Here is a 19060-nt window from a genome sequence, read left to right on the forward strand (position 1 = left end):
TCAGCGTGGCAGATCGAGCTGCAGTACGACGAGGGCCTTGCTGGCCGGAAGACCGGTCTGGATGGTCAGGTCGGGCGGATCGCCGACCGCGCATCGGGTCTCGGCCATCAGCGGGCAGACCGCGTTGAGCAGACCGCTGGTCACCTTGATGTCGGTCGGCAGGGCCGCGTCGGCGCCCGAGGTGAGTGGCCGAATGGCCGAGCTGGCTCGCGTCGACACCGAGGGTGAGGCCAGGATCGTCGACCCGGACAGCCGGTAGGTCAGCTGGACCCTGGTGGCCGAGACCGTCAGTGGCAGGTCGCCGGACCCGGCCACCGTGCTGTTCTCGACCGGCACGAACTGGTTGTCGGCGAGCACCTTCAGGTTCGTCACCTTCGGCGTGGTCGGTGACATCATCCCGGGCAGATTGATGCCGGACGTCGGCAGCTGCAACGACAGGATGTCGGTGGCCTGGGGCAACATCACGTTCTCGGTGACGTCGAACGATCCGTCCCGCTGCGGTACGACGGTGAGTTGGATACCCGGCGTGGTCCCACCAGGACCGGGTGTGGCCTTCGGCGGTGGCGTGGCAGATGGCAGTGCGACGGTCAGTCCGGGGCTCGGCGCGACCGGCAGGGCGGCGGGACCGGGCGAACAGGCGACGGTCGCGCTGTACCCCAGCACCAGCGCGATCGCCGCCAGAATGCGGAATCCGGTGTGCCTGAGCTCCTCCACCCCCGATGAACCGGTCGGGAAGATCTCGGGACGCCGCAGGGGCGTGCCACGTCCTGACAAAAGTCACCGCCCCCCAAAACGGACCTGACCGCAATACCGGACCGGCACGATCCCTGGCGGTGAGGTCGGACTTGCGCATACGATACGCCCGAATTCGTGGGGTCGGGTAATTCTTGCGGTATTTTCCGATGAAGTCGGAGGGGGAGAGAAATGCGAGGACGGAGCGTGTCCGGTCAAATCCGGGCGGTATACCTGAGTATTTCGAGAATTCATGGTCCGGTAATTCGCCGGTTGCTTCCGTTGGTGCTGGCGGTGACCGTCGCGGCGGCGCCGGCGGTCGTCACGGTGCCGGCCGAAGCGGCTGCCGGAGCCAACCTGTACTTCGTCCAGGGCCTGCCTGGACGCAGTCTGGACATCAGCGTCGACGGCCACCAGGTCGTCGCCGGGGTGGCCGGGGGGAAGCTGGTCGGACCGTACGGTGTCGCATCCGGCAAGCGGATGATCACTGTCAAGCAAGGCGGAAAGCTGGTCATCCAGCGGGAGGTGGCTGCCGGTTCCGGGGCCAGCCTGGATGTCGTCATTCACCAACCGGTGTCGCCCAGTGGCGCTCCGTTGATCACGACGTACCCGAACAAGCTGACCGCGGTGCCGTCGGACAAGGCCGGATTGCGGGTCGCGCACGACGCGGCGGTCGGGCCGGCCGATATCCGGGTTAACGGAAAGGTCCTGTTCCGTAACGTAGCGAACGGGGAATCGCTGGACGTAGTCGTTCCGGCGGCTACTTACAAGGTCGACATCGTGCCCACTGGCGCAACGTCACCGGTCGTTCTCGGTCCGTTGGACCTGCCGGTCAAGGCCGGTTATCTGACCCGGGTGTTCGCGATCGGCGCACCGAGCCAGAAGACGATGACGGTCGCGCTCGGCACGATCAAGATTCCGGCCACCGGGTCGGCGAAGCCGGGCGTGGTGAACACCGGGACCGGCGGACAGGCGGCAGGGCTCAACCAGGCGCAGAGCCCTGCCGACCAGTCCGGACTCTGGGTCGTGGTGTTCCTGGCCGCGCTCGCGGTCGCGGTCGTCACGGCACGGAAGGTGGTTGCGGCCCGGAAGGTGGTCCGCCGCTGAACCGGGGCTTGCTCGGTACGGCGCTGTGCTGTCTCGCCCTGGCGGGTTGTTCCGCCTCGGCGGGCAGTGCGGCGCCTGCACCGACGACCACGTTCCACTTCACCGTCGGCGGTACGCCGTCGGCTGGGCCCACCGAGCCAACTGTTCCGATGTCCGCGCCGCCGGGACGCGTCGGCACACCGGCGCCGAGCCAACGCATCCGCTTCGTCCCGCAACAAGTCGTGCTACCGGGTGGCGCGTCCGCACCGGTGCTGACGGCAACTACTGTCGACGGGCAGCTCCAGGTGCCGGCGATGGCCAAGCGGGTCGGCTGGTGGGACGGCGGCGCCCAAGCCGGTGACCCGTTCGGCTCGGTGGTGCTGGCAGGTCACGTCGACACGAAGACCGAAGGACTTGGGTTCTTCGCCCGGCTGATCGGCGTACGGCGCGGCGAGGTGATCGTGGTCAACGGTTCCGGCCACACGGCGTCGTACCGGGTCGTGTCGATCGCGTCGGTGCGGAAGGACGCCCTGGCGACCAAGAGCGGAGCGTTCGACCAGAGTGGGGACCATCGGTTGGTCCTGATCACCTGCACGGGTGCGTACAACGCCTCGCAGGGCGGCTACGCGGACAACCTGGTAGTCACGGCGACCCCGATCGGCCTGGCGAAGTAGGGATAACCCCACCCTGACTTGGGGTGCTCGCTCCATGTCGGCTCGGTTCGTCGCAGAGCAGGCTGGTCGCATGAATCCGAAGATCCTCCTGGCGGCTGTCGGAGTCGCTGCCGCATTGATAGCTGCTCCGCTGTCCGCCCCGCTCGCCGCCACCGCGGCCGCGTCCGCCGACGGGGTCTGGAAAATGGACGGCTACGGCACGATCGTTGCTGTCGACAACGGTAAGGCCAGGCTCTACCAGACCAGCACCATCAGCTGTACGCCGGACACCGAGTACACCCGGGACGGGGACAGCTTCGTTGCCGACGGCGAGCAGTCCTTCACCTTCGCGGTGCACCGGAGCCGAGCCGACATGCGGCTCGAGGGCGACGTCGGGACCAAGCATCTGCAGCGGATGCCCGGGCTCCCGGCGCAGTGTTCGATGCCGGGAGCAACCGGTCCGCTGGCGGAGTTCGACCAGTTCTGGGCAGCTTTCGCGGAGAACTATCCGTTCTTCGCGGCCAAGGGCATCGACTGGAACGCGGTCCGCGCGAAATACCGCCCGCAGGTAACGTCCGAGGACAAACTGTTCGACATCCTGGCCGCGATGATCCGCCCACTGGGCGACGCGCACACGGGGATCCGCACCCCGGACAACCTCTTCGTCGGCGTCCGGCCGGGGACGACGTTCCCTTCGATGGACCTGGAGTCGAAGGTGATCCGCCCGTACATCGAGCACACCGCGCTCAAGGGTGTCCACTACACGTCGTACGCGAACGACCTGATCGGGTACGCCGAACTGCCCGGCCGGATCGGCTACCTCCGAGTGGTCGCCTTCCTCGGGTACGGCGACGTCCCGCACTACGCCTCCGAGCGGGCCGTGCTCGAGTCGACGCTGGACACCATCCTCGCGACCAAGCCGCAGAAACTCATCCTGGACCTGCGCCTGAACGGCGGCGGCTCGGATCAGCTCGGCCTCGATCTGGCGTCCCGGCTGACCGCGCGCCCGTACTTCGCCTACTCCAAGCGCAATCGGAACGACCCGGCCGATCCCTCGAAGTTCACCGCCCCGCAACCGGCGTACGTCGTACCGTCGTCGGGGCCGAGGTTCACCGGGCCGATGGTGATCCTGACCGGTGGTTCGCAGGTCAGCGCGGGCGAGACCTTCACGATGGCGATGATGAACCGGGTCCCGCGGCCGATCCGGATCGGCGAGAACACCCAGGGCGTCTTCTCCGACACCATGGACCGCACCCTGCCGAACGGCTGGACGTTCATCCTGCCGAACGAGGAGTACCGCACCGCGGCCGGGACGACGTACGACGGGGCCGGGATCCCACCGGACATCCGGCGCCCGGTTTTCACACCCGAGGAGCTCTCGGGCGGCCGGGATTCGGCCTTCAGTACGGCGCTCGCAGTACTCAAGTAGGTAGGCTCCCCGGTCATGGCCAGGTATTTCGACATCCATCCGGAGAACCCTCAGCGGCGGTCCATCGGTCAGGTGGTGGACCTGCTGCGTGAGGACGGGTTGATCGCGTACCCGACCGACTCCTGCTACGCGCTCGGCTGCCAGCTGGGGAACCGGGACGGGATCGACCGGATCAAGACGATCCGGCACCTGGACGACCGGCACCACTTCACGCTGGTGTGTGAGAACTTCGCGCAGCTCGGCCAGTTCGTGCACATCAGTAACGCCGTCTTCCGCTCGATCAAGGCGGCCACGCCGGGCAGTTACACGTTCATCCTGCCGGCCACCAAGGAAGTGCCGCGCCGGCTGCTGCACCCGAAGAAGAAGACCGTCGGTGTGCGCATTCCGGACCACGTGGTCACCCAGGCGCTGGTCGCGGAGCTCGGCGAGCCGCTGGTCTCCAGCACGTTGCTGCTGCCCGGCCACGAGGAGCCGATGACGCAGGGCTGGGAGATCAAGGAAGAGCTCGACAACCAGATCGACGCCGTCATCGAGGGCGAGGCCGGCACCGAGCCGACCACCGTCGTCGACATCTCCGAGGACGTCCCGGAGATCGTCCGGGTCGGCGCCGGAGACCCCACTCCATTTGAATGAAGGACCTTCGGTACAACTGAGGGGTGACCAAGACCCTGGATTTGACCCCGGACGAACTGCTGACGACGACCCGGACGGTCCGGAAGCGGCTCGATCTCGAGCGGCCGGTGCCGATGGAGCTGATCCGGGAGTGCATCGAGATCGCGCTGCAGGCGCCGTCGGGGAGCAACCGGCAGACGTGGCACTGGCTGGTGATCACGGACGCGGAGAAGCGCGCCGCGATCGGTGAGTACTACCGCCAGGCGGTCGAGCAGTATCTGGCCAGCTCGGGATCGGCCGGGAAGCTGCATGCCGACGACCCCGAGCGCGGTCCGGTCCAGCGCCGGGTCGGGGACAGCGTGGCCTACCTCGGTGAGCGGATGGGCCAGGTGCCGGTGCTGGTCATCCCGTGCCTCCAGGTCCGCTCGCTGCCCGCGGGTAACCAGGCCGGTCTCTGGGGCTCGATCCTGCCGGCGGCATGGAGCTACATGCTGGCCGCCCGGGCCCGCGGACTCGGTACGGCGTGGACCACGCTGCACTTCACCTTCGAGCAGGAGATCTCCGAGCTGCTCGGTCTCCCCGAGGACATCCGGCAGACGGTACTGATTCCGACGGCGTACACGATTGGGACCAACTTCAAGCCGGCGCCGCGTCAGCCGCTCGACGACGTACTGCACGTCAACGGCTGGTGATCAGGAGGCGGCCATCTCCTCGATGGTGAGGCCGCTCAGCACCGACCGCGGCTCGGTGATGGTCAGATCCAGGTCCGGATCGGCGTCCGCGTCCTTCACCTTGACCAGTAGCCAGTCCGCGCCGGTGCGGGTGAACGCCCAGGCGCCGTTGAGCTTCACGCCATGCAGTTGCACCTTCAAGTGCCCGCGCTCGATCGCTTCCGCCGGGTCGACGAGCTGGTGGTGGTCGTCGCGGGTCAGGTTCGTGTAGACGCCCGCGTCCCAGACGATCACCGCACCGCTGCCGTACTGCGCTTCCCGGTGCACACCCTCGTACGACGCGTACTCCAGATCGTGGTCCGTGGTGAACACCGCGAGCCGCTTCACGATCGGATCCAGCGACGGTCCACGCGGCACCGCCCACGACTTCAGCACCCCGTCCACCTCGAGCCGTACGTCGTAATGCAGCCGCCTGGCGTCATGCAGCTGCACCACGAAAATTGGCTTCGACATCGGGCTCCTGGGCGAATTCGAGTTACAGCTAACGGTCGGTCGCGAAGCGGTTGTAGGCTGGCGTCTTGTTGGGAGACCAACCCCCACACCTTCCCATTTTCATCCGCCCCTGTCCCGAAGCAGGTGCCATGCCCGTAGCCCCCTCACCGGCGCGGCCGATCGCCGTTCAGGTTCTCATCGGTGGCCGCTGGATCGCAGGCCAGGAACTGGGTCGCCGGACCGGGACGGCCGGGGCCGACGAGGCTCTCGTCAGCCACCACGGCCATCTCGTCTGGGTCGACCAGCGCTCGGTCCGCGAGTCCTGACAAGCTGAAAGCCCTTTCCACAAAGGGGTTTCAGCAAAGAGCTTTCGCAACCAGGTTGCCGATCTCGACCGCCGACGCGGAGCCGGACGGGTCGAACAGCGTCCTGGTCAGCGCGAACGTGACGCCTGAGCTGGTGTCCGCCCAGGCGACGCTACCGCCCATGCCCGGCCACCCGAACGACGCCGGACTCTCCTCGGCCGTCGATCCGAACCGGCCGACCGCGTAGCCGAGCGCCAAAGTTGCGGGGTTGCCCAACAATTCGTCCTTCGCGACAAGTGCCGGGCCGGTGATCACCGGGACCGCTTCCGGCCGGACCAGCCGGACTCCGTCCACCTCGCCGATCAGACCGGCGTACAGCTTGGCGATGCCGCGGGCGTTCAGGATCCCGCTGGAGGGGTCCTCGATCGCGAGGTGCTCGGGCTGGTTGAGTACGGCGGCCCGCGGCTGCATGCTCGGCGGGACGACCTTCGCGAACATGTCGGCGAGCATCGCGAACGTCTCCTCGGCTCCGTCCGGCTCGACGAGCGGCGTGAGTCGGTCCACTTGGTCGGCCGGGAGGGCGAAGTACACGTCGTTCTCGATCCCGAGCGGCGTCAGGATCTCCCGCAGTACGTCGGAGATCGTCCGGCCGGTCGCTCGCCGGACGATTTCACCGACCAGTAGGCCGAACGTCTCCGCGTGGTACGTCATCTTCGTGCCCGGCTCCCACCAGGGTTCCGCGGCGGCGAGGTCAGCGGGAATCGTGGCGAAGGTTTCGTGGGTCGCGTCCGGCGGCAGCGCGGGCAGACCGATCGAGTGCGTCAGCACGTGCCGCAGCGTCGCCTTGTCCTTCCCGTGGGCGCCGAACTCGGGCCAGACCTCGACGATCGGCTGGTCGTAGTCGAGCGTGCCGCGATCCACCAGCACGTTCGCGACCGTCGCGGACGCGCCCTTCCCGGTGGAGGCGGCGTAGTACAACGTCTCCGTCGTCACGCCGTCGCCGGCCACCGCGTCGACGACCAGCTCTCCGTGCCGGTACGCCGCCACTTGCAGCCCGAGCTCCGTCTCGGCGAGCTCGTCGATCCGCCGCTGCACCACGTCCTGAAGGTCCATAACCCCATCCTTTCGCTCTATGGATGGGTCGGAGCCGAATCGGGCCTCTTGACGCCGCCCTACGCGTAATCGAGGGCGAATCGGACCGTCCGCTCCACCTCGGCCGCCGTCCCGACCGGGCAGAACAGGAACTCCGTCGTACCGGCGTCCGCGTACCGCTGGAGCTCCTTGGCCACCGCCTCCTCGTCACCGAGTACGGCGGTGTCCGCCGGCCCGGCCTTCCCGCCGCGATCCAGCACCGCCCGGTACGACGGCATGTCGCCGGCGGCGCCGTACTGGGTCCGGATCCACTCCCGGGTCGTGTCCGGGTCGTCCGTGACCGCGACGCACACGCCTGCGATCACCTGCGGTTGCGGTCGCCCGGCGGCGGTCGCGGCCTCGTCGATCGTGGGCCTGATGAAGCCCTCGATGACCTCGGGGCCTGCCCAGCTGGTCGTCGTACCAGCCGTCAGTTCACCGGCGGTCTTCAGCATCCGCGGTCCGAGGGCGGCCAGGATGAGTTCGGGCGCCTCGGCTCCGGCGATCTCGAGCTGGCCGCGGGCGGTCAGCCGCTCGCCCACGTAGTCGGTGGGCTCACCGGCGAGCAGCGGCCCGAGCGCTTCGACGTACTCGCGTACGTAAGCGGCGGGCCGGTCCATCGACAGGCCGAGCATGCCCTCGACCATGTGCGGATGGCTGGCGCCGACCCCGAGCGTCAGCCGGTTGCCGGTCAGCACCTGCACGCTGAGCGCCTGCGCCGCGAGGGCGAGCGGGTGACGCGGGTACACAGGCACGACGCCGACGGCGTACCCGATGGTCGAGGTGTACGGCGCGACGCCGGCGATCAGCGTCAGCGCGTCCCAGCCGAGCCGCTGGCTGAACCAGACCCGGTCGATGCCGTTGTCCTCGGCGGCCTTCGCGGCGGCGCCGATCTCGTCGATGGTCTTGCCTTCTTCGTCGATCCACAGTCCGATCCTCATGTCCACCAGTCAACGGTTCCGGGCGCCGCTGACCCAGACGCAGTTACGCTGTGCAGCGATAAGGAATCGTGATCGCCGGAGGTGTCCGATGGAGCTACGGCAGCTGCGGTACTTCGTCACTGTCGCCGAGGAACTGCATTTCGGCCGGGCCGCCGAGCGGCTGAACATCGTCCAGCCCGCGGTCAGTCAGCAGGTCGCCCGGCTCGAACGCGAGCTCGGTCTGCAACTCCTCGACCGGTCGTCCCGGCATGTGCGGCTGACCGGCGACGGCGAGCGGATGCTGCGCGAGGCGCGCGCCGTGCTGGCTGCCACCGACCGCGCCAACGAGGTCGCTGCGGAGCTCGCGTCCGGCCGCTCGGGCGTTCTCCGGATCGGCATGGCGCCGGGGTTGCGGGATCGGCTGGAGCGCGGTCTCGCGGCTTTGCGAGCGCAGACGCCGGATCTCGACGTGCGGCTGACGTCGGGCTCGACCGGCGACTATCTCGCCGCGCTGCGGGCCGGCGAGTTGGATGTGGCGTTCGTCCGCGGGGAGGTGGCCGCCGCCGATCTGCAGGTGATCGAGCTCTGGCGCGATCCACTGTCCGTCCTCGTGCCGACGTCGTACCAGGCGGATGACGGCGTCAAGCTGATCGATCTGGCTGGGTTGCCGCTGCGCCTGCCGGCCGATCCGTGGTTGCAGGAACGGATGGCCGCTGCCTGCCGGGCGGCGGGCTTCGAGCCGGTGATCGGCCGGCCGGTGGAGGATTTCGAGGCCGCGATCGTCGAGATGGCGACTGGATCGCCGGCCTGGACCGTTGTGTACGGCACGGCGTGTGAGTCCGCCGAGGGAGCGCTCTGGATGGGGCCGCTCGCGCCTGGGCTGAGCGCGCCGGGGCAGCTGATCGTCGCGGGCGGTCAGCCGGAGTGTGTCGACGTACTGGCGGCTGCCTTCGCGTGAAGCCCCCGGCGGGCCCTGACAGCTCCGCCGGGGGTGTTGATTACTCAACAAACACGGGATCGTACGTTGGAAAGCGAGTTCCGAGGAGGGCTCGTCTCATAATTGGCCATCCGCTGCGACGAACGGTTCGTGGCTCCCGGTGAGCAGTTGCTGACGCTGCGGGGATATTGTTGGTAGTTGCAACCAAATATCGGGCTGTGTGAGGACAAGTTCAGCCGTTTCCGCCCCGGGACAGCGCGCGTCGCTGCCCCGGTCGTCGCGATCCCGCCGTACGAACGGAAACTGATGTCTGCCACTCAGACCTCGCCGGCCACACCCCAGGCCGGCTCACCGAACCGCTATCGCTCTCGGTACTCCGAGGGGGATCCGGACACCGCACCGGCCGCGCCGCCACCTCAACCTCCGCCGACGGCTGCCGTTGAGCTGTCGCACCGGGAGATCCTGGAGATCCTGGCCGGGCTGCTCGCCGCGCTGTTCACCGCGGTGCTGAGCTCGACGATCGTCAGCAACGCGCTCCCGACGATCATCGCGGACCTCGAGGGCTCGCAGACGCAGTACACCTGGGTGGTCACCGCCAGCCTGCTCGCGATGACCGTGTCGACGCCGGTGTGGGGCAAGCTGTCCGACCTGATGAGCAAGAAGCTGCTCGTGCAGCTCGCGATCATCATGTTCGTCACCGGTTCGGTGTTGGCCGGTGCCTCGCAGAACGTGCCGTTCCTGATCGGGGCCCGCGTTCTGCAGGGGCTCGCGATGGGCGGGTTGATGGCGCTCGCGCAGGCGATCATCGGGGCGGCGATCCCGCCTCGCAACCGTGGCCGGTACTCCGGCTACATGGGCGCCGTGATGGCGCTGGCAACCGTGTCCGGGCCACTCGTCGGCGGCGTAATCGTTGACACCTCGTGGCTCGGCTGGCGCTGGTGCTTCTACGTGTGTGTGCCGCTCGCCGTGATCTCGTTGATCGTTCTGCAGCGGTTCCTGCACCTGCCGGTGGTGAAGCGCAAGGTCAAGATGGACTACCTCGGCGCGCTGCTGATCGCGGGCGCCGCGAGCCTGCCGCTGATCTGGGTGTCGTTCGCGGGTACGCACTTCGCCTGGTGGTCCTGGCAGACCGGTGCCTATCTCGGCGGTACGGCGCTGCTCGCGCTGCTGGCCGTGATCGTCGAGGTACATGCGCGTGAGCCACTCGTACCGGTTCGCATTGTGCGTCAACGCACGACGGCGCTGGCGATCCTCGCGAGCCTCTCGGTGGGGATCGCGATGTTCGGCAGTGCGGTATTCCTGGGACAGTACTTCCAGGTGGCTCGCGGGTACAGCGCGACCGAGGCCGGGTTGCTGACGATCCCGATGATGTTCGGGTCGTTCCTGGGGTCGGTGGGGTCCGGGCAGCTGATCACCCGGTTCGGGAAGTGGAAGCGGTACCTGGTGATCGGTGGGATCTTCCTGACGGCGGGGCTCGGCGTACTGGGGACGATCGACCACACGTCGCCGTACTGGTACATCGGGCTTGGGATGCTCTCGATGGGCATCGGCATGGGCATGATGATGCAGAACCTGGTGCTCGCCGTACAGAACACCGTGGACGTCAGCGAGGTCGGAGCGGCTAGCGCTTCGGTCACGTTCTTCCGGAGTCTCGGCGGTGCGGTTGGGGTGTCGGTCCTCGGGGCTGTGTTGGCGACTCGGGTGACCGATTCGATCACCGAGCATTTGCGGGATCTCGGTCCTGGGGCGGCGGCTGCGGCACAGGGCGGGTCGGGGAGCGTGCTGGATGTGAATGCGTTGCCGGCGCCGGTCGCGGAGATCGTGCGGCACGCGTATGGCGACGCAACGGGACGGATCTTCGTTATCGCGGCCGGTGCTGCTTTGGTGAGCCTGCTCGCGGTGCTATTCATCCGCGAGGTCCCCCTACGAAAGACCGTCGCAATGGGCGCCGAGTCTCCGGAGGGCGCGCCGGGCTCCGCCGCCGGTACTTCGGACACCGGCAATGGCGCTGCTCCTGGTGCGGGTGCGGGTGTTGGTTTATATCGGGAGACCGTGTCCGACGATCCGGCCGAGCGTGCGGCGGTTGTGGCGCTCGACGTGATCACCTCGGCCGAGCGGACGGCCCGCGAACGTGAGCGCGAAGCCAACGAGCGGGTGCAGGCAGCCGCGACCGTGATCCGGCAGATGCGTACCGACGTAGCGGACCTGTTCACCCGCGTCGACCAGCAGATCGCGGACCTGGAAGACACCCTCCCCGGCGCCGGCATTCCACAACCCGCCGCCGCGATCCTCGACTCCCAGCGCCCCGCCGGCGAACTGGTCGACGAACTCCGCCGGTACGAACTGAGCGTCCTCAGCGCGAGCCAACGCACTGCCGACCACCTCCGCGAAACCGCCCGCACCGAGGCCGACCACGTCCGTAGCACCGCCCACGCCGAGGCCGACCAGGTCCTCGCCGAGGCACGGTCCGAGGAGCAGGAGATCCGAGCCCGCATCGCAGAACTCCAGTTGGTGGAGGATCGCCTCCTCGGCACCGTCCGCGACAGCCTCTCCACCACCCCACCCCCGCCCACGCCGAGCCCGTCGTACCCGCCGGCCGCCCATCCCGGATCGGACCCTGCGCCCGGGCCGGCTGCGGCGAACGGGGTGAGCGCGGCGAACGGGGCGAGCGCAATGAGGAGTTCGGAGTCGGACGGCTCGTCGCCGTACCTCCCGCACGCCACCGGCAACGGCTACCCCGACGCCACCGCCAGCCCCGAACGCCAACCCTTCGGCTGACCCTCCTCGCTGCCGAGTCGTGGCGAACGGCGCTGGCGCCGTTCGCCCAGTCGTGGGTTTCGGCTGTTCTGAGCAGCCCGGACCCACGACTCGACGTACGGGCCAGGCGCCAAAGGCCACGACTCGGCGGATGGGCCAGGCGGGGCGGCGGGTGGGGCGTGTCGGGAGTGGGTGGCATGCTTCGGGTAGGGCCGGTGGTGAGGGAGTGGTGTGGGGTTGTGGGACGTGGAGCGGGTGCTGGGGCTGGCGCCTGACGCTGCGTCCGCGAAGGCTGGGCAGGGGCTGGCCCGGGGCGAGAAGTGGACGGAGAGCGGGGCGTCCGAGCGCGCGATCTGGGGCCTGTGCCAGGGCAGTGGCAAGCAGCCGTACCAAACCGCGGTCGAGCTGAGCGGACCGGCGTACAAGTGCTCCTGTCCGAGCCGGAAGTTCCCGTGCAAGCATGCGCTTGGACTGCTGCTGTTGTGGACCGCGGGCGAGGTGCGTTCGGCCGACGAGCCTGAGTGGGTGACGACCTGGCTGGATCAGCGCGCCGCCAGGGCCGACCGGCCCGAGCGGAAGCCGGGCGAGGTCGCCGACCCGATCGCAGCCCAGCAGCGCGCATCGCGGCGTACCGATCGGGTGTCGAGCGGGATGGCCGAGCTGAAGGGCTGGCTTGACGACCAGGTACGGGTCGGGCTCGGTGGCTTCGACCAGCGGGCGTACACGGAGCTCAGCCGCCTCGCCGCTCGCATGGTCGACGCGCAGGCGCCGGGAGTGGCAGGAGCGGTACGACGGGCAGCCGCCGTCGTCGGCCGTGGCCACGGGTGGCCGGGCGAACTCCTCGAAGAGCTGTCCTTGATCCACCTGATCGTCTCCGCCCACGACCGTCTCTCCGAGCTCCCGCCGTCGCTCGCCGACACCGTGCAGACGAGGATCGGCTGGACGATCGAGACCGCCCGCGTCGCCGTCGAGGGGGAGAAGGTCGAGGACGACTGGCTGGTCCTCGGCCGCGTGATCGAACCCGACGACCGCCTCACCGTCCGCCGGGTGTGGTTGCGCGGGGCAACAACCGGTCGACTCGGGCTGCTCCTCAGCTTCGCCGCCGCGGGCCGTCCGCTCGATCCGCTGCCGGCGAGGCCCGGCGAGTACGTTCCCGGCGCGCTCTCGTTCTACCCGGGCGCCCTCCCGATGCGGGCCCTCCTCACCCAGACCGCACCCCGCCTACCCGCGCCGCAGCCGACCGGACTGACAGCCCACCAGGCGCTCAAGTCGTACGTCGAATCCGTCGCGGCAGACCCGTGGAACGAACGCTGGCCGCTAGTGCTGCAGGACGTACGACCGGCTCGTCACGGAGACGGTTGGGCGTTGGTGGATGCGGACGGCGACGGGCTCGAGATCCTGCCGGGATGGGATGTGTTGAAGCTCCTCGCGGTGTCGGCAGGCGATCCGATCACCGTCTCCGGCGAGTGGAACCGCGCCGGCCTTCGCCCGATGACCTGCTGGCACGGCGAACGGCCGGTGATCCTGTGAAGGGCTGGGACGGCCTGGTCAGTTCTGCGCTGCTCGGTACCGATCGACGGCCCGCGCATTTCGAGGAGCTGCCGGAGCACATCCAGGAGCGCCTCGGCGACGGCAACCTCCTCGATGCCGCCGCTCTCGCCACCGTCTACAAACGTGCCGGCCGCAAGCCGCTTCGCGAGCTCGAGCCGCTGCCGGCCGCGCCTGGTGAGGACCGGCCGTTGCCGCGGCCGGTTGCGATCCGTCGGTTGGCTGCGATGCTCGGCGGGTTCCAGACTTCAGCGCTCGGTGAGTGGTTGCGGGCCGCCGATGCTCGTGGTTGGGGTGTGCCGCCCGAGCACCTGCCCGCGCTCGCGGACTATGCACGCCACCGCGCCGAGTACCGCCCGCTCGTGATGGCCGCCGCCGGTCGTCGTGCTCGTTGGCTGGCGGACCTCAATCCCGAGTGGCGCTACCTTCATGCAGCCGTTGCAGAGAGCAACGATCCGGAGATGTGGACGCATGGCAACACGATCCAGCGCCGTACCTGGCTGCGTGCGATCCGCTCCCAAGACCCCGCCGCCGCCCGTGAAGCGCTGGCCGAGGTCTGGCCGACCGAGTCGGCCGCCACGAGGGTCGACTTCCTCAGCCTGCTCGCCGACGGATTGTCCTTGCTGGACGAGGATTTCCTCGAATCCGCGCTTGACGACCGTTCGCGTGAGGTACGCCGAGGTGCCGCACGGCTGCTCGCCCGTCTGCCAGGTTCGCAGTACGGCGAACGTATGACGGAGCGCCTGCACTCCCACCTGACCTCGACCCAAGGCGTACTGGCGGTCGACCTCCCGCGGCGGATCGCCCAGTCGATGGAACGCGACGGCCTCGACTCTCAGAACCCAGAAGGCATTGGCAAACGGGCCTGGTGGTTCCTGCAGATCGTTGCCAACACACCCCTTTCAGCAATGGAAACCGCTTGGCTGAAGACAGCTGTAGAGGGGTGTGCACCAGAGGTACTGCAGGCCGGCTGGACCGAGGCAGCCATCCGTGAAAGTTCGGAGGAGTGGGCACGTGCGTTGTTGCGCGCCGAGTCCTCGACCGGAGATCGCAGTCCGGCGGAGCTGCTGCGGTTGTTGCCCGCGGACGAGTGGGCGAGGGCTGTCGACGTACTACGTCAGACTGTCGACGTTGCCGAGCTCGTCGGCGGTCTGCCCGTTCCTTGGCCGCCATCGCTTGCGACGATGATCCTGGACCAGCTCGCCAAGGTCGGCACGAACCGCGCCTGGGCCCGGCTCGCCAGCATCACGGCCCGCGCCGCGCCGCCCGACGTACTCAACCATCCGATCACCCGCGAACCCACCGGCGAGGAAGACACCTGGCGCCGCCGCCTGGTGGAAACCCTGACCTTCCGCAGCGAAATGTATGAGGAGCTCTCATGACCACTGAAATCCTCCGGCCGCACGCGGAAGTCGAGTACGCGCACGAGTTGCAAGCACTCAAGGCGACCGACGACAAACCGCGGCCGCCGGCGTGGCAGTTGTCGCCGGCTGCAGTCGTCACCTACCTGCTGGGCGGGAAGGCGGGCGACACCGAGATCTCACCGAAGTACGTCGGCCCGCGACGGCTGGTCGAGGTTGCGGTCGCGACCCTTGCGACGGACCGTGCCCTCCTGCTTCTCGGCGTACCGGGAACGGCGAAGACCTGGGTGAGTGAGCATCTCGCGGCCGCGATCAGCGGCGACTCGACGTTGCTCGTGCAAGGTACGGCGGGGACCCCGGAGGAAGCGATCCGGTACGGCTGGAACTACGCCCAGTTGATTGCCCAAGGCCCCAGTGAGGCCGCGCTGGTGCCGAGTCCGGTTCAGCGCGCGATGACGGACGCGAAGATCGCCCGGATCGAAGAGCTCACCCGGATGCCGTCCGACGTGCAGGACGCGCTGATCACGATCCTGTCCGAGAAGACTTTGCCGATCGCCGAGCTGGCCACGGAAGTCCAAGCCCGCAAGGGATTCAACGTCATTGCCACCGCCAACGATCGTGACAAGGGCATCAACGAACTCTCCAGCGCGCTGCGCCGGCGCTTCAACACCGTCGTACTCCCGCTGCCCGAGTCTGCCGAGGACGAGGTCGAGATCGTCTCCCGCCGGGTCGCGCAGCTCGGGTCGTCACTCGAGCTGCCGCAGCCGGACGATGCTCTCGACGAGATCCGCCGAGTGGTGACGATCTTCCGCGAGCTGCGTTCGGGGCGGACCGAGGACGGGCGTACGGCGGTCAAGTCCCCGTCCGGCACGCTGTCCACCGCGGAGGCGATCAGCGTGGTCACCGGTGGTCTCGCCCTCGCGGCGCATTTCGGTGACGGCGTCCTGCGACCGACAGATGTTGCCGGCGGCATCCTTGGGGCAGTCGTCAAGGATCCGGCCGCGGATCGAGTGGTGTGGTCGGAGTACCTCGAGACCGTGGTCCGTGAACGCGACGACTGGGCGCCGTTCTACCGAGCCTGCCGAGAGATCTCCGGATGACCGTTCACCTGTTGGGGATCCGGCACCACGGGCCGGGGTCAGCGCGCGCGGTGGCTGCGGCGCTGGCCGAACTGCGGCCTGACGTCGTGCTGATCGAAGGGCCGCCGGAGGCCGACAAGATCGTCGAACTGGCGGTATCGGAGGAGATGGAGCCGCCGGTCGCGCTGCTCGCGTACGCCGTCGATGACTCGACCCGGGCCGCGTTCTGGCCCTTCGCCGTGTTCAGTCCTGAATGGCAGGCGATCAAGTACGGGCTGGCGGCCGGCGTGCCGGTGCGGTTCTGCGATCTGCCGGCGGCGCAACAGTTCGCTTCCAGCGGTGGGCGTTCTCTGTCGATGGATCCGCTGGGCACGTTGGCCGAGGCGGGCGGGTACGACGATCCCGAGCGCTGGTGGGATGACGTGATCGAGTCGCGTCGCGGTGGCGCCGAGCCGTTCACCGTGATCGCCGACGCGATGCGCGAACTACGTCACGGCGAGGAGGCGACCGGCCGTGAAGCGCAGCGCGAGGCCTACATGCGGACGGTTCTGCGCAAGGCGATAAAGGAGGGCTTCGAACAGATCGCGGTGATCTGCGGCGCCTGGCATGTCCCGGCGCTGGAGCTCCCGTTGCCCACAGCAACACATGACCAGCGAATCCTGAAGGGCCTGCCGAAGCGCAAGGTCGCGTGCACCTGGGTGCCGTGGACGCACGGCCGGCTGGCGGCAACGAGCGGGTACGGCGCCGGCATCACCTCACCTGGTTGGTACCACCACCTGTTCACCGCGCCAGACCAGATCACGACCCGCTGGCTGTCGAAGGTCGCTCAGGTACTGCGGGCCGAGGACCTCCCGGTGTCCAGCGCACACGTGATCGAGGCGGTCCGGCTCGCGGACACCCTCGCCGCACTCAGGGAACGACCGCTCGTCGGGCTGAGCGAAGTCACTGAGGCGACGCGGGCGGTCCTTTGCAACGGGAACGACGTACTGCTGGATCTGGTCACGCGGGAAGCGGTCGTCGGGGAGCTGCTCGGGTCGGTGCCGACCGAGACGCCGCAGGCTCCGGTCGCGGCGGATCTGGCGGCGCAGGCGCGGCGGCTGCGGATGAAGCGTGACGCGACCGAGCGGGTGATCGAGCTCGACCTGCGGAAGCCCAACGACCTGGAGAAGTCCAGAATCCTGCACAGGTTGAGGATTCTCGGTGTGCACTGGGGCGTTCCGGCCCAGGATGAGCGACGGGCGCAGGGCACGTTCCGCGAGATGTGGCGGTTGACCTGGGATCCCGGACTCGAGGTGGAGTTGGTCGCCGCGGGGGCGCACGGTACGACGGTGCTCGGCGCCGCGACGACCGTGATGCTGAAGGCCGCCGACTCGACAACGTTGGCCGACGTCACGGCTGCCCTGGAGAAGTCCTTGCTCGCCGATCTCGCGGACGCGTTGCCGCCGTTGGTCCAAGGCATCGACACCCGAGCGGCCGCCGACGCCGACGTCGGTCACCTGATGGCGGCGCTCCCAGCCCTCGCGCGTGCCTCCCGGTACGGCGACGTACGCGGCACTGATACGGCCGGACTGGCTGCGGTCGCGGGGCGGATGGTGTCGCGGGTGTGCGCCGGTCTCGGGCGGACTGTCCACGGGCTCGATCCGGATGCGGCGAACGCCGTACAGGAGTTGATCGACGGGGTTCAGGACGCGACCGTGCTGCTACCCGAGACTGTGCGAGCGGAGTGGCTGAACACGCTGGAGGGTTTGAGCGATCGGGCCTCCGTGCCGCCGTTGATTCGGGGGCGACTGACGCGGTTGATGCTGGACACCTCGCGGCTGCCGGATCACGAGGTCGCGCTGCGGTTGGGGCGTTCTTTGTCTCCTGGTACGCCGACTGCGGACGCGGCCGGATATGTCGAGGGATTCCTGGCCGGCGGCGGTTTGCTGCTGGTGCACGACGAGCGGTTGCTGGCGATGGTCGACGGGTGGTTGGCGGGGATTCCGGACGATGCGTTCGTGGAGGTGCTGCCGTTGTTGCGGCGTACGTTCGGGACGTTCGCGGCGCCGGAGCGGCGGTCGATCGGGTCGCGGGCCCGGGTGCTCGCTGATCCGGGATCTCTCGTGGTTGCTGACGACAACGATCTCGACGCCGAACTGGCGGCGACCGCATTACCAGTGGTCGCGCAACTGCTGGGGGTCTCATGAACGACGAACGCATGCGTCGCTGGCGGCTCGTGCTGGGTGGCGAGGCCGAGCCGGAGACCGGTACGACGCTGTCGGCCGAGGACCGGTCCGTCGACGCCGCATTGGCCGCGCTGTACGACGCCGCGGAGGGTGAGTCCGGGACTCAGCGAGCCTCCGGGCTGGGGTCGTCGGCGCCGCGGGTTGCACGCTGGCTGGGTGATATCCGGCAGTACTTCCCGAGCACCGTCGTACAGGTGATGCAGCGGGACGCGGTCGAGCGGCTCGGCATCACCCGGATGCTGATGGAGCCGGAGTTGCTCGGCGCGGTCGAGCCCGACGTACACCTGGTCAGCACGTTGCTCGCGCTCAACGAGGTGATGCCCGAGGAGACCAAGCAGACGGCGCGGGACGTGGTCGGCCGGGTGGTCGCTCAGCTCGAGGCGCGATTGGCGGAGCGCACGAGGGCTGCGGTCACGGGCGCACTCGACCGGGCCGGCCGGACGTCGCGGCCGCGGCACTCGGACATCGACTGGGACAGGACGATCCGGGCGAATCTGAAGCACTTCTCGCCGGCGCTCGGGACGATCGTGCCGGACCGGCTGGTGGGGTACGCGCGGCGGAACCACAGCGTCCAGCGCGACATCGTGCTGGCGATCGACCAGTCGGGGTCGATGGCGGAGTCCGTCGTGTACGCGTCGCTGTTCGGTGCCGTGCTCGGGTCGATCCGGACGTTGCGGACGAGCCTGGTTGTGTTCGACACCGCGGTCGTGGATCTGACGGATCAGTTGGAGGATCCGGTCGACGTGCTGTTCGGGACCCAGCTGGGCGGCGGCACCGACATCAACCGGGCGCTGGCGTACTGCGAGGACCTGGTGACGAAACCGGCCGACACGGTGGTCGTGCTGATCTCCGATCTCTACGAGGGCGGCGTCCGGGAAGAGATGCTCCGACGAGCGCGTTCCTTGGTGGAGTCCGGCGTACAACTGATCGCCTTGCTGGCTTTGGCCGACTCAGGGACACCGTCGTACGACGCCGAGAATGCGGCCGCGCTAGCGGATCTCGGCGTACCGACGTTCGCCTGTACGCCGGACCTGTTCCCGGACCTGATGGCCGCGGCGATCCGGCACGAGGACATCACCAACTGGGCAGCCACCAACCTGACGTAAGGGCGCGGTAATTCGG

At 68.6% G+C, this 19060-nt stretch carries 17 protein-coding genes; 13 read left to right on the plus strand and 4 right to left on the minus strand.

Annotated features, from left to right (window positions below; all coding sequences use genetic code 11):
• A complete protein-coding gene (locus EV650_RS26920; protein WP_238174472.1) occupies positions 1 to 714 on the minus strand; it encodes a hypothetical protein in 714 nt (237 codons plus the stop codon).
• A 312-nt stretch (positions 715 to 1026) separates the two neighbouring features.
• Between EV650_RS26920 and EV650_RS26925 the strand changes: the two genes are divergently transcribed.
• From EV650_RS26925 to EV650_RS26945, 5 genes are all read left to right on the plus strand, one after another.
• Positions 1027 to 1839, plus strand: coding sequence for a DUF4397 domain-containing protein (locus EV650_RS26925; protein ID WP_238174473.1), 813 nt, complete (start codon positions 1027 to 1029; stop codon positions 1837 to 1839).
• Between the two features lie 149 nt (positions 1840 to 1988).
• Positions 1989 to 2492 carry a class F sortase gene (locus EV650_RS26930; protein WP_134121773.1) on the plus strand — a complete coding sequence of 168 codons (504 nt, stop codon included), beginning with the start codon at positions 1989 to 1991 and terminating at the stop codon, positions 2490 to 2492.
• A gap of 70 nt (positions 2493 to 2562) precedes the next feature.
• The gene (locus EV650_RS26935; RefSeq protein ID WP_134121774.1) at positions 2563 to 3900 is read left to right on the plus strand and encodes a S41 family peptidase; all 1338 of its coding nucleotides are present in this window, start codon (positions 2563 to 2565) and stop codon (positions 3898 to 3900) included.
• Between the two features lie 15 nt (positions 3901 to 3915).
• Positions 3916 to 4533, plus strand: coding sequence for an L-threonylcarbamoyladenylate synthase (locus tag EV650_RS26940; RefSeq protein ID WP_134121775.1), 618 nt, complete (start codon positions 3916 to 3918; stop codon positions 4531 to 4533).
• 23 nt (positions 4534 to 4556) lie between these two features.
• Positions 4557 to 5204 carry a nitroreductase family protein gene (locus EV650_RS26945; protein WP_166678278.1) on the plus strand — a complete coding sequence of 216 codons (648 nt, stop codon included), beginning with the start codon at positions 4557 to 4559 and terminating at the stop codon, positions 5202 to 5204.
• Here the strand turns inward: EV650_RS26945 and EV650_RS26950 are convergent, their stop codons facing one another.
• Positions 5205 to 5696, minus strand: a complete 492-nt coding sequence (locus EV650_RS26950) for a DNA polymerase ligase N-terminal domain-containing protein (protein ID WP_134121776.1) — start codon at positions 5694 to 5696, stop codon at positions 5205 to 5207.
• A 128-nt stretch (positions 5697 to 5824) separates the two neighbouring features.
• On the opposite strand from EV650_RS26950, the gene EV650_RS26955 reads away from it, so the two are divergent.
• On the plus strand, positions 5825 to 6001 hold the full coding sequence (locus tag EV650_RS26955) for a hypothetical protein (protein ID WP_202874918.1): 177 nt from the start codon (positions 5825 to 5827) through the stop codon (positions 5999 to 6001).
• A gap of 30 nt (positions 6002 to 6031) precedes the next feature.
• On the opposite strand, the gene EV650_RS26960 is transcribed toward EV650_RS26955, so the two are convergent.
• On the minus strand, positions 6032 to 7093 hold the full coding sequence (locus tag EV650_RS26960) for a serine hydrolase domain-containing protein (protein ID WP_134121777.1): 1062 nt from the start codon (positions 7091 to 7093) through the stop codon (positions 6032 to 6034).
• A 59-nt stretch (positions 7094 to 7152) separates the two neighbouring features.
• The gene (locus tag EV650_RS26965) at positions 7153 to 8052 is read right to left on the minus strand and encodes a TIGR03564 family F420-dependent LLM class oxidoreductase (protein WP_134121778.1); all 900 of its coding nucleotides are present in this window, start codon (positions 8050 to 8052) and stop codon (positions 7153 to 7155) included.
• 88 nt (positions 8053 to 8140) lie between these two features.
• On the opposite strand from EV650_RS26965, the gene EV650_RS26970 reads away from it, so the two are divergent.
• The 7 genes from EV650_RS26970 to EV650_RS27000 all read left to right on the plus strand — a co-directional run bounded on the left by EV650_RS26970 (position 8141) and on the right by EV650_RS27000 (position 19044).
• Entirely contained in the window at positions 8141 to 8989 is an 849-nt protein-coding gene (locus tag EV650_RS26970; protein WP_166678279.1) for a LysR family transcriptional regulator, read from the plus strand.
• 285 nt (positions 8990 to 9274) lie between these two features.
• A complete protein-coding gene (locus EV650_RS26975; protein WP_202874920.1) occupies positions 9275 to 11746 on the plus strand; it encodes an MFS transporter in 2472 nt (823 codons plus the stop codon).
• Between the two features lie 210 nt (positions 11747 to 11956).
• A complete protein-coding gene (locus EV650_RS26980) occupies positions 11957 to 13255 on the plus strand; it encodes an SWIM zinc finger family protein (RefSeq protein ID WP_134121780.1) in 1299 nt (432 codons plus the stop codon).
• Positions 13252 to 14655, plus strand: coding sequence for a DUF5691 domain-containing protein (locus EV650_RS26985; protein WP_134121781.1), 1404 nt, complete (start codon positions 13252 to 13254; stop codon positions 14653 to 14655). The genes EV650_RS26980 and EV650_RS26985 overlap by 4 nt, the downstream gene beginning before the upstream one ends.
• The gene (locus tag EV650_RS26990; protein ID WP_134121782.1) at positions 14652 to 15734 is read left to right on the plus strand and encodes an ATP-binding protein; all 1083 of its coding nucleotides are present in this window, start codon (positions 14652 to 14654) and stop codon (positions 15732 to 15734) included. The genes EV650_RS26985 and EV650_RS26990 overlap by 4 nt, the downstream gene beginning before the upstream one ends.
• Complete coding sequence (locus EV650_RS26995; RefSeq protein ID WP_134121783.1) at positions 15731 to 17899, plus strand: DUF5682 family protein; 2169 nt, start codon at positions 15731 to 15733, stop codon at positions 17897 to 17899. Before EV650_RS26990 ends, EV650_RS26995 begins: the two co-directional genes overlap by 4 nt.
• The gene (locus EV650_RS27000; RefSeq protein WP_134121784.1) at positions 17896 to 19044 is read left to right on the plus strand and encodes a VWA domain-containing protein; all 1149 of its coding nucleotides are present in this window, start codon (positions 17896 to 17898) and stop codon (positions 19042 to 19044) included. Before EV650_RS26995 ends, EV650_RS27000 begins: the two co-directional genes overlap by 4 nt.
• Positions 19045 to 19060 lie beyond the last annotated feature (16 nt).

This window comes from Kribbella kalugense (assembly GCF_004365875.1).
GTDB lineage: Bacteria > Actinomycetota > Actinomycetes > Propionibacteriales > Kribbellaceae > Kribbella > Kribbella kalugense.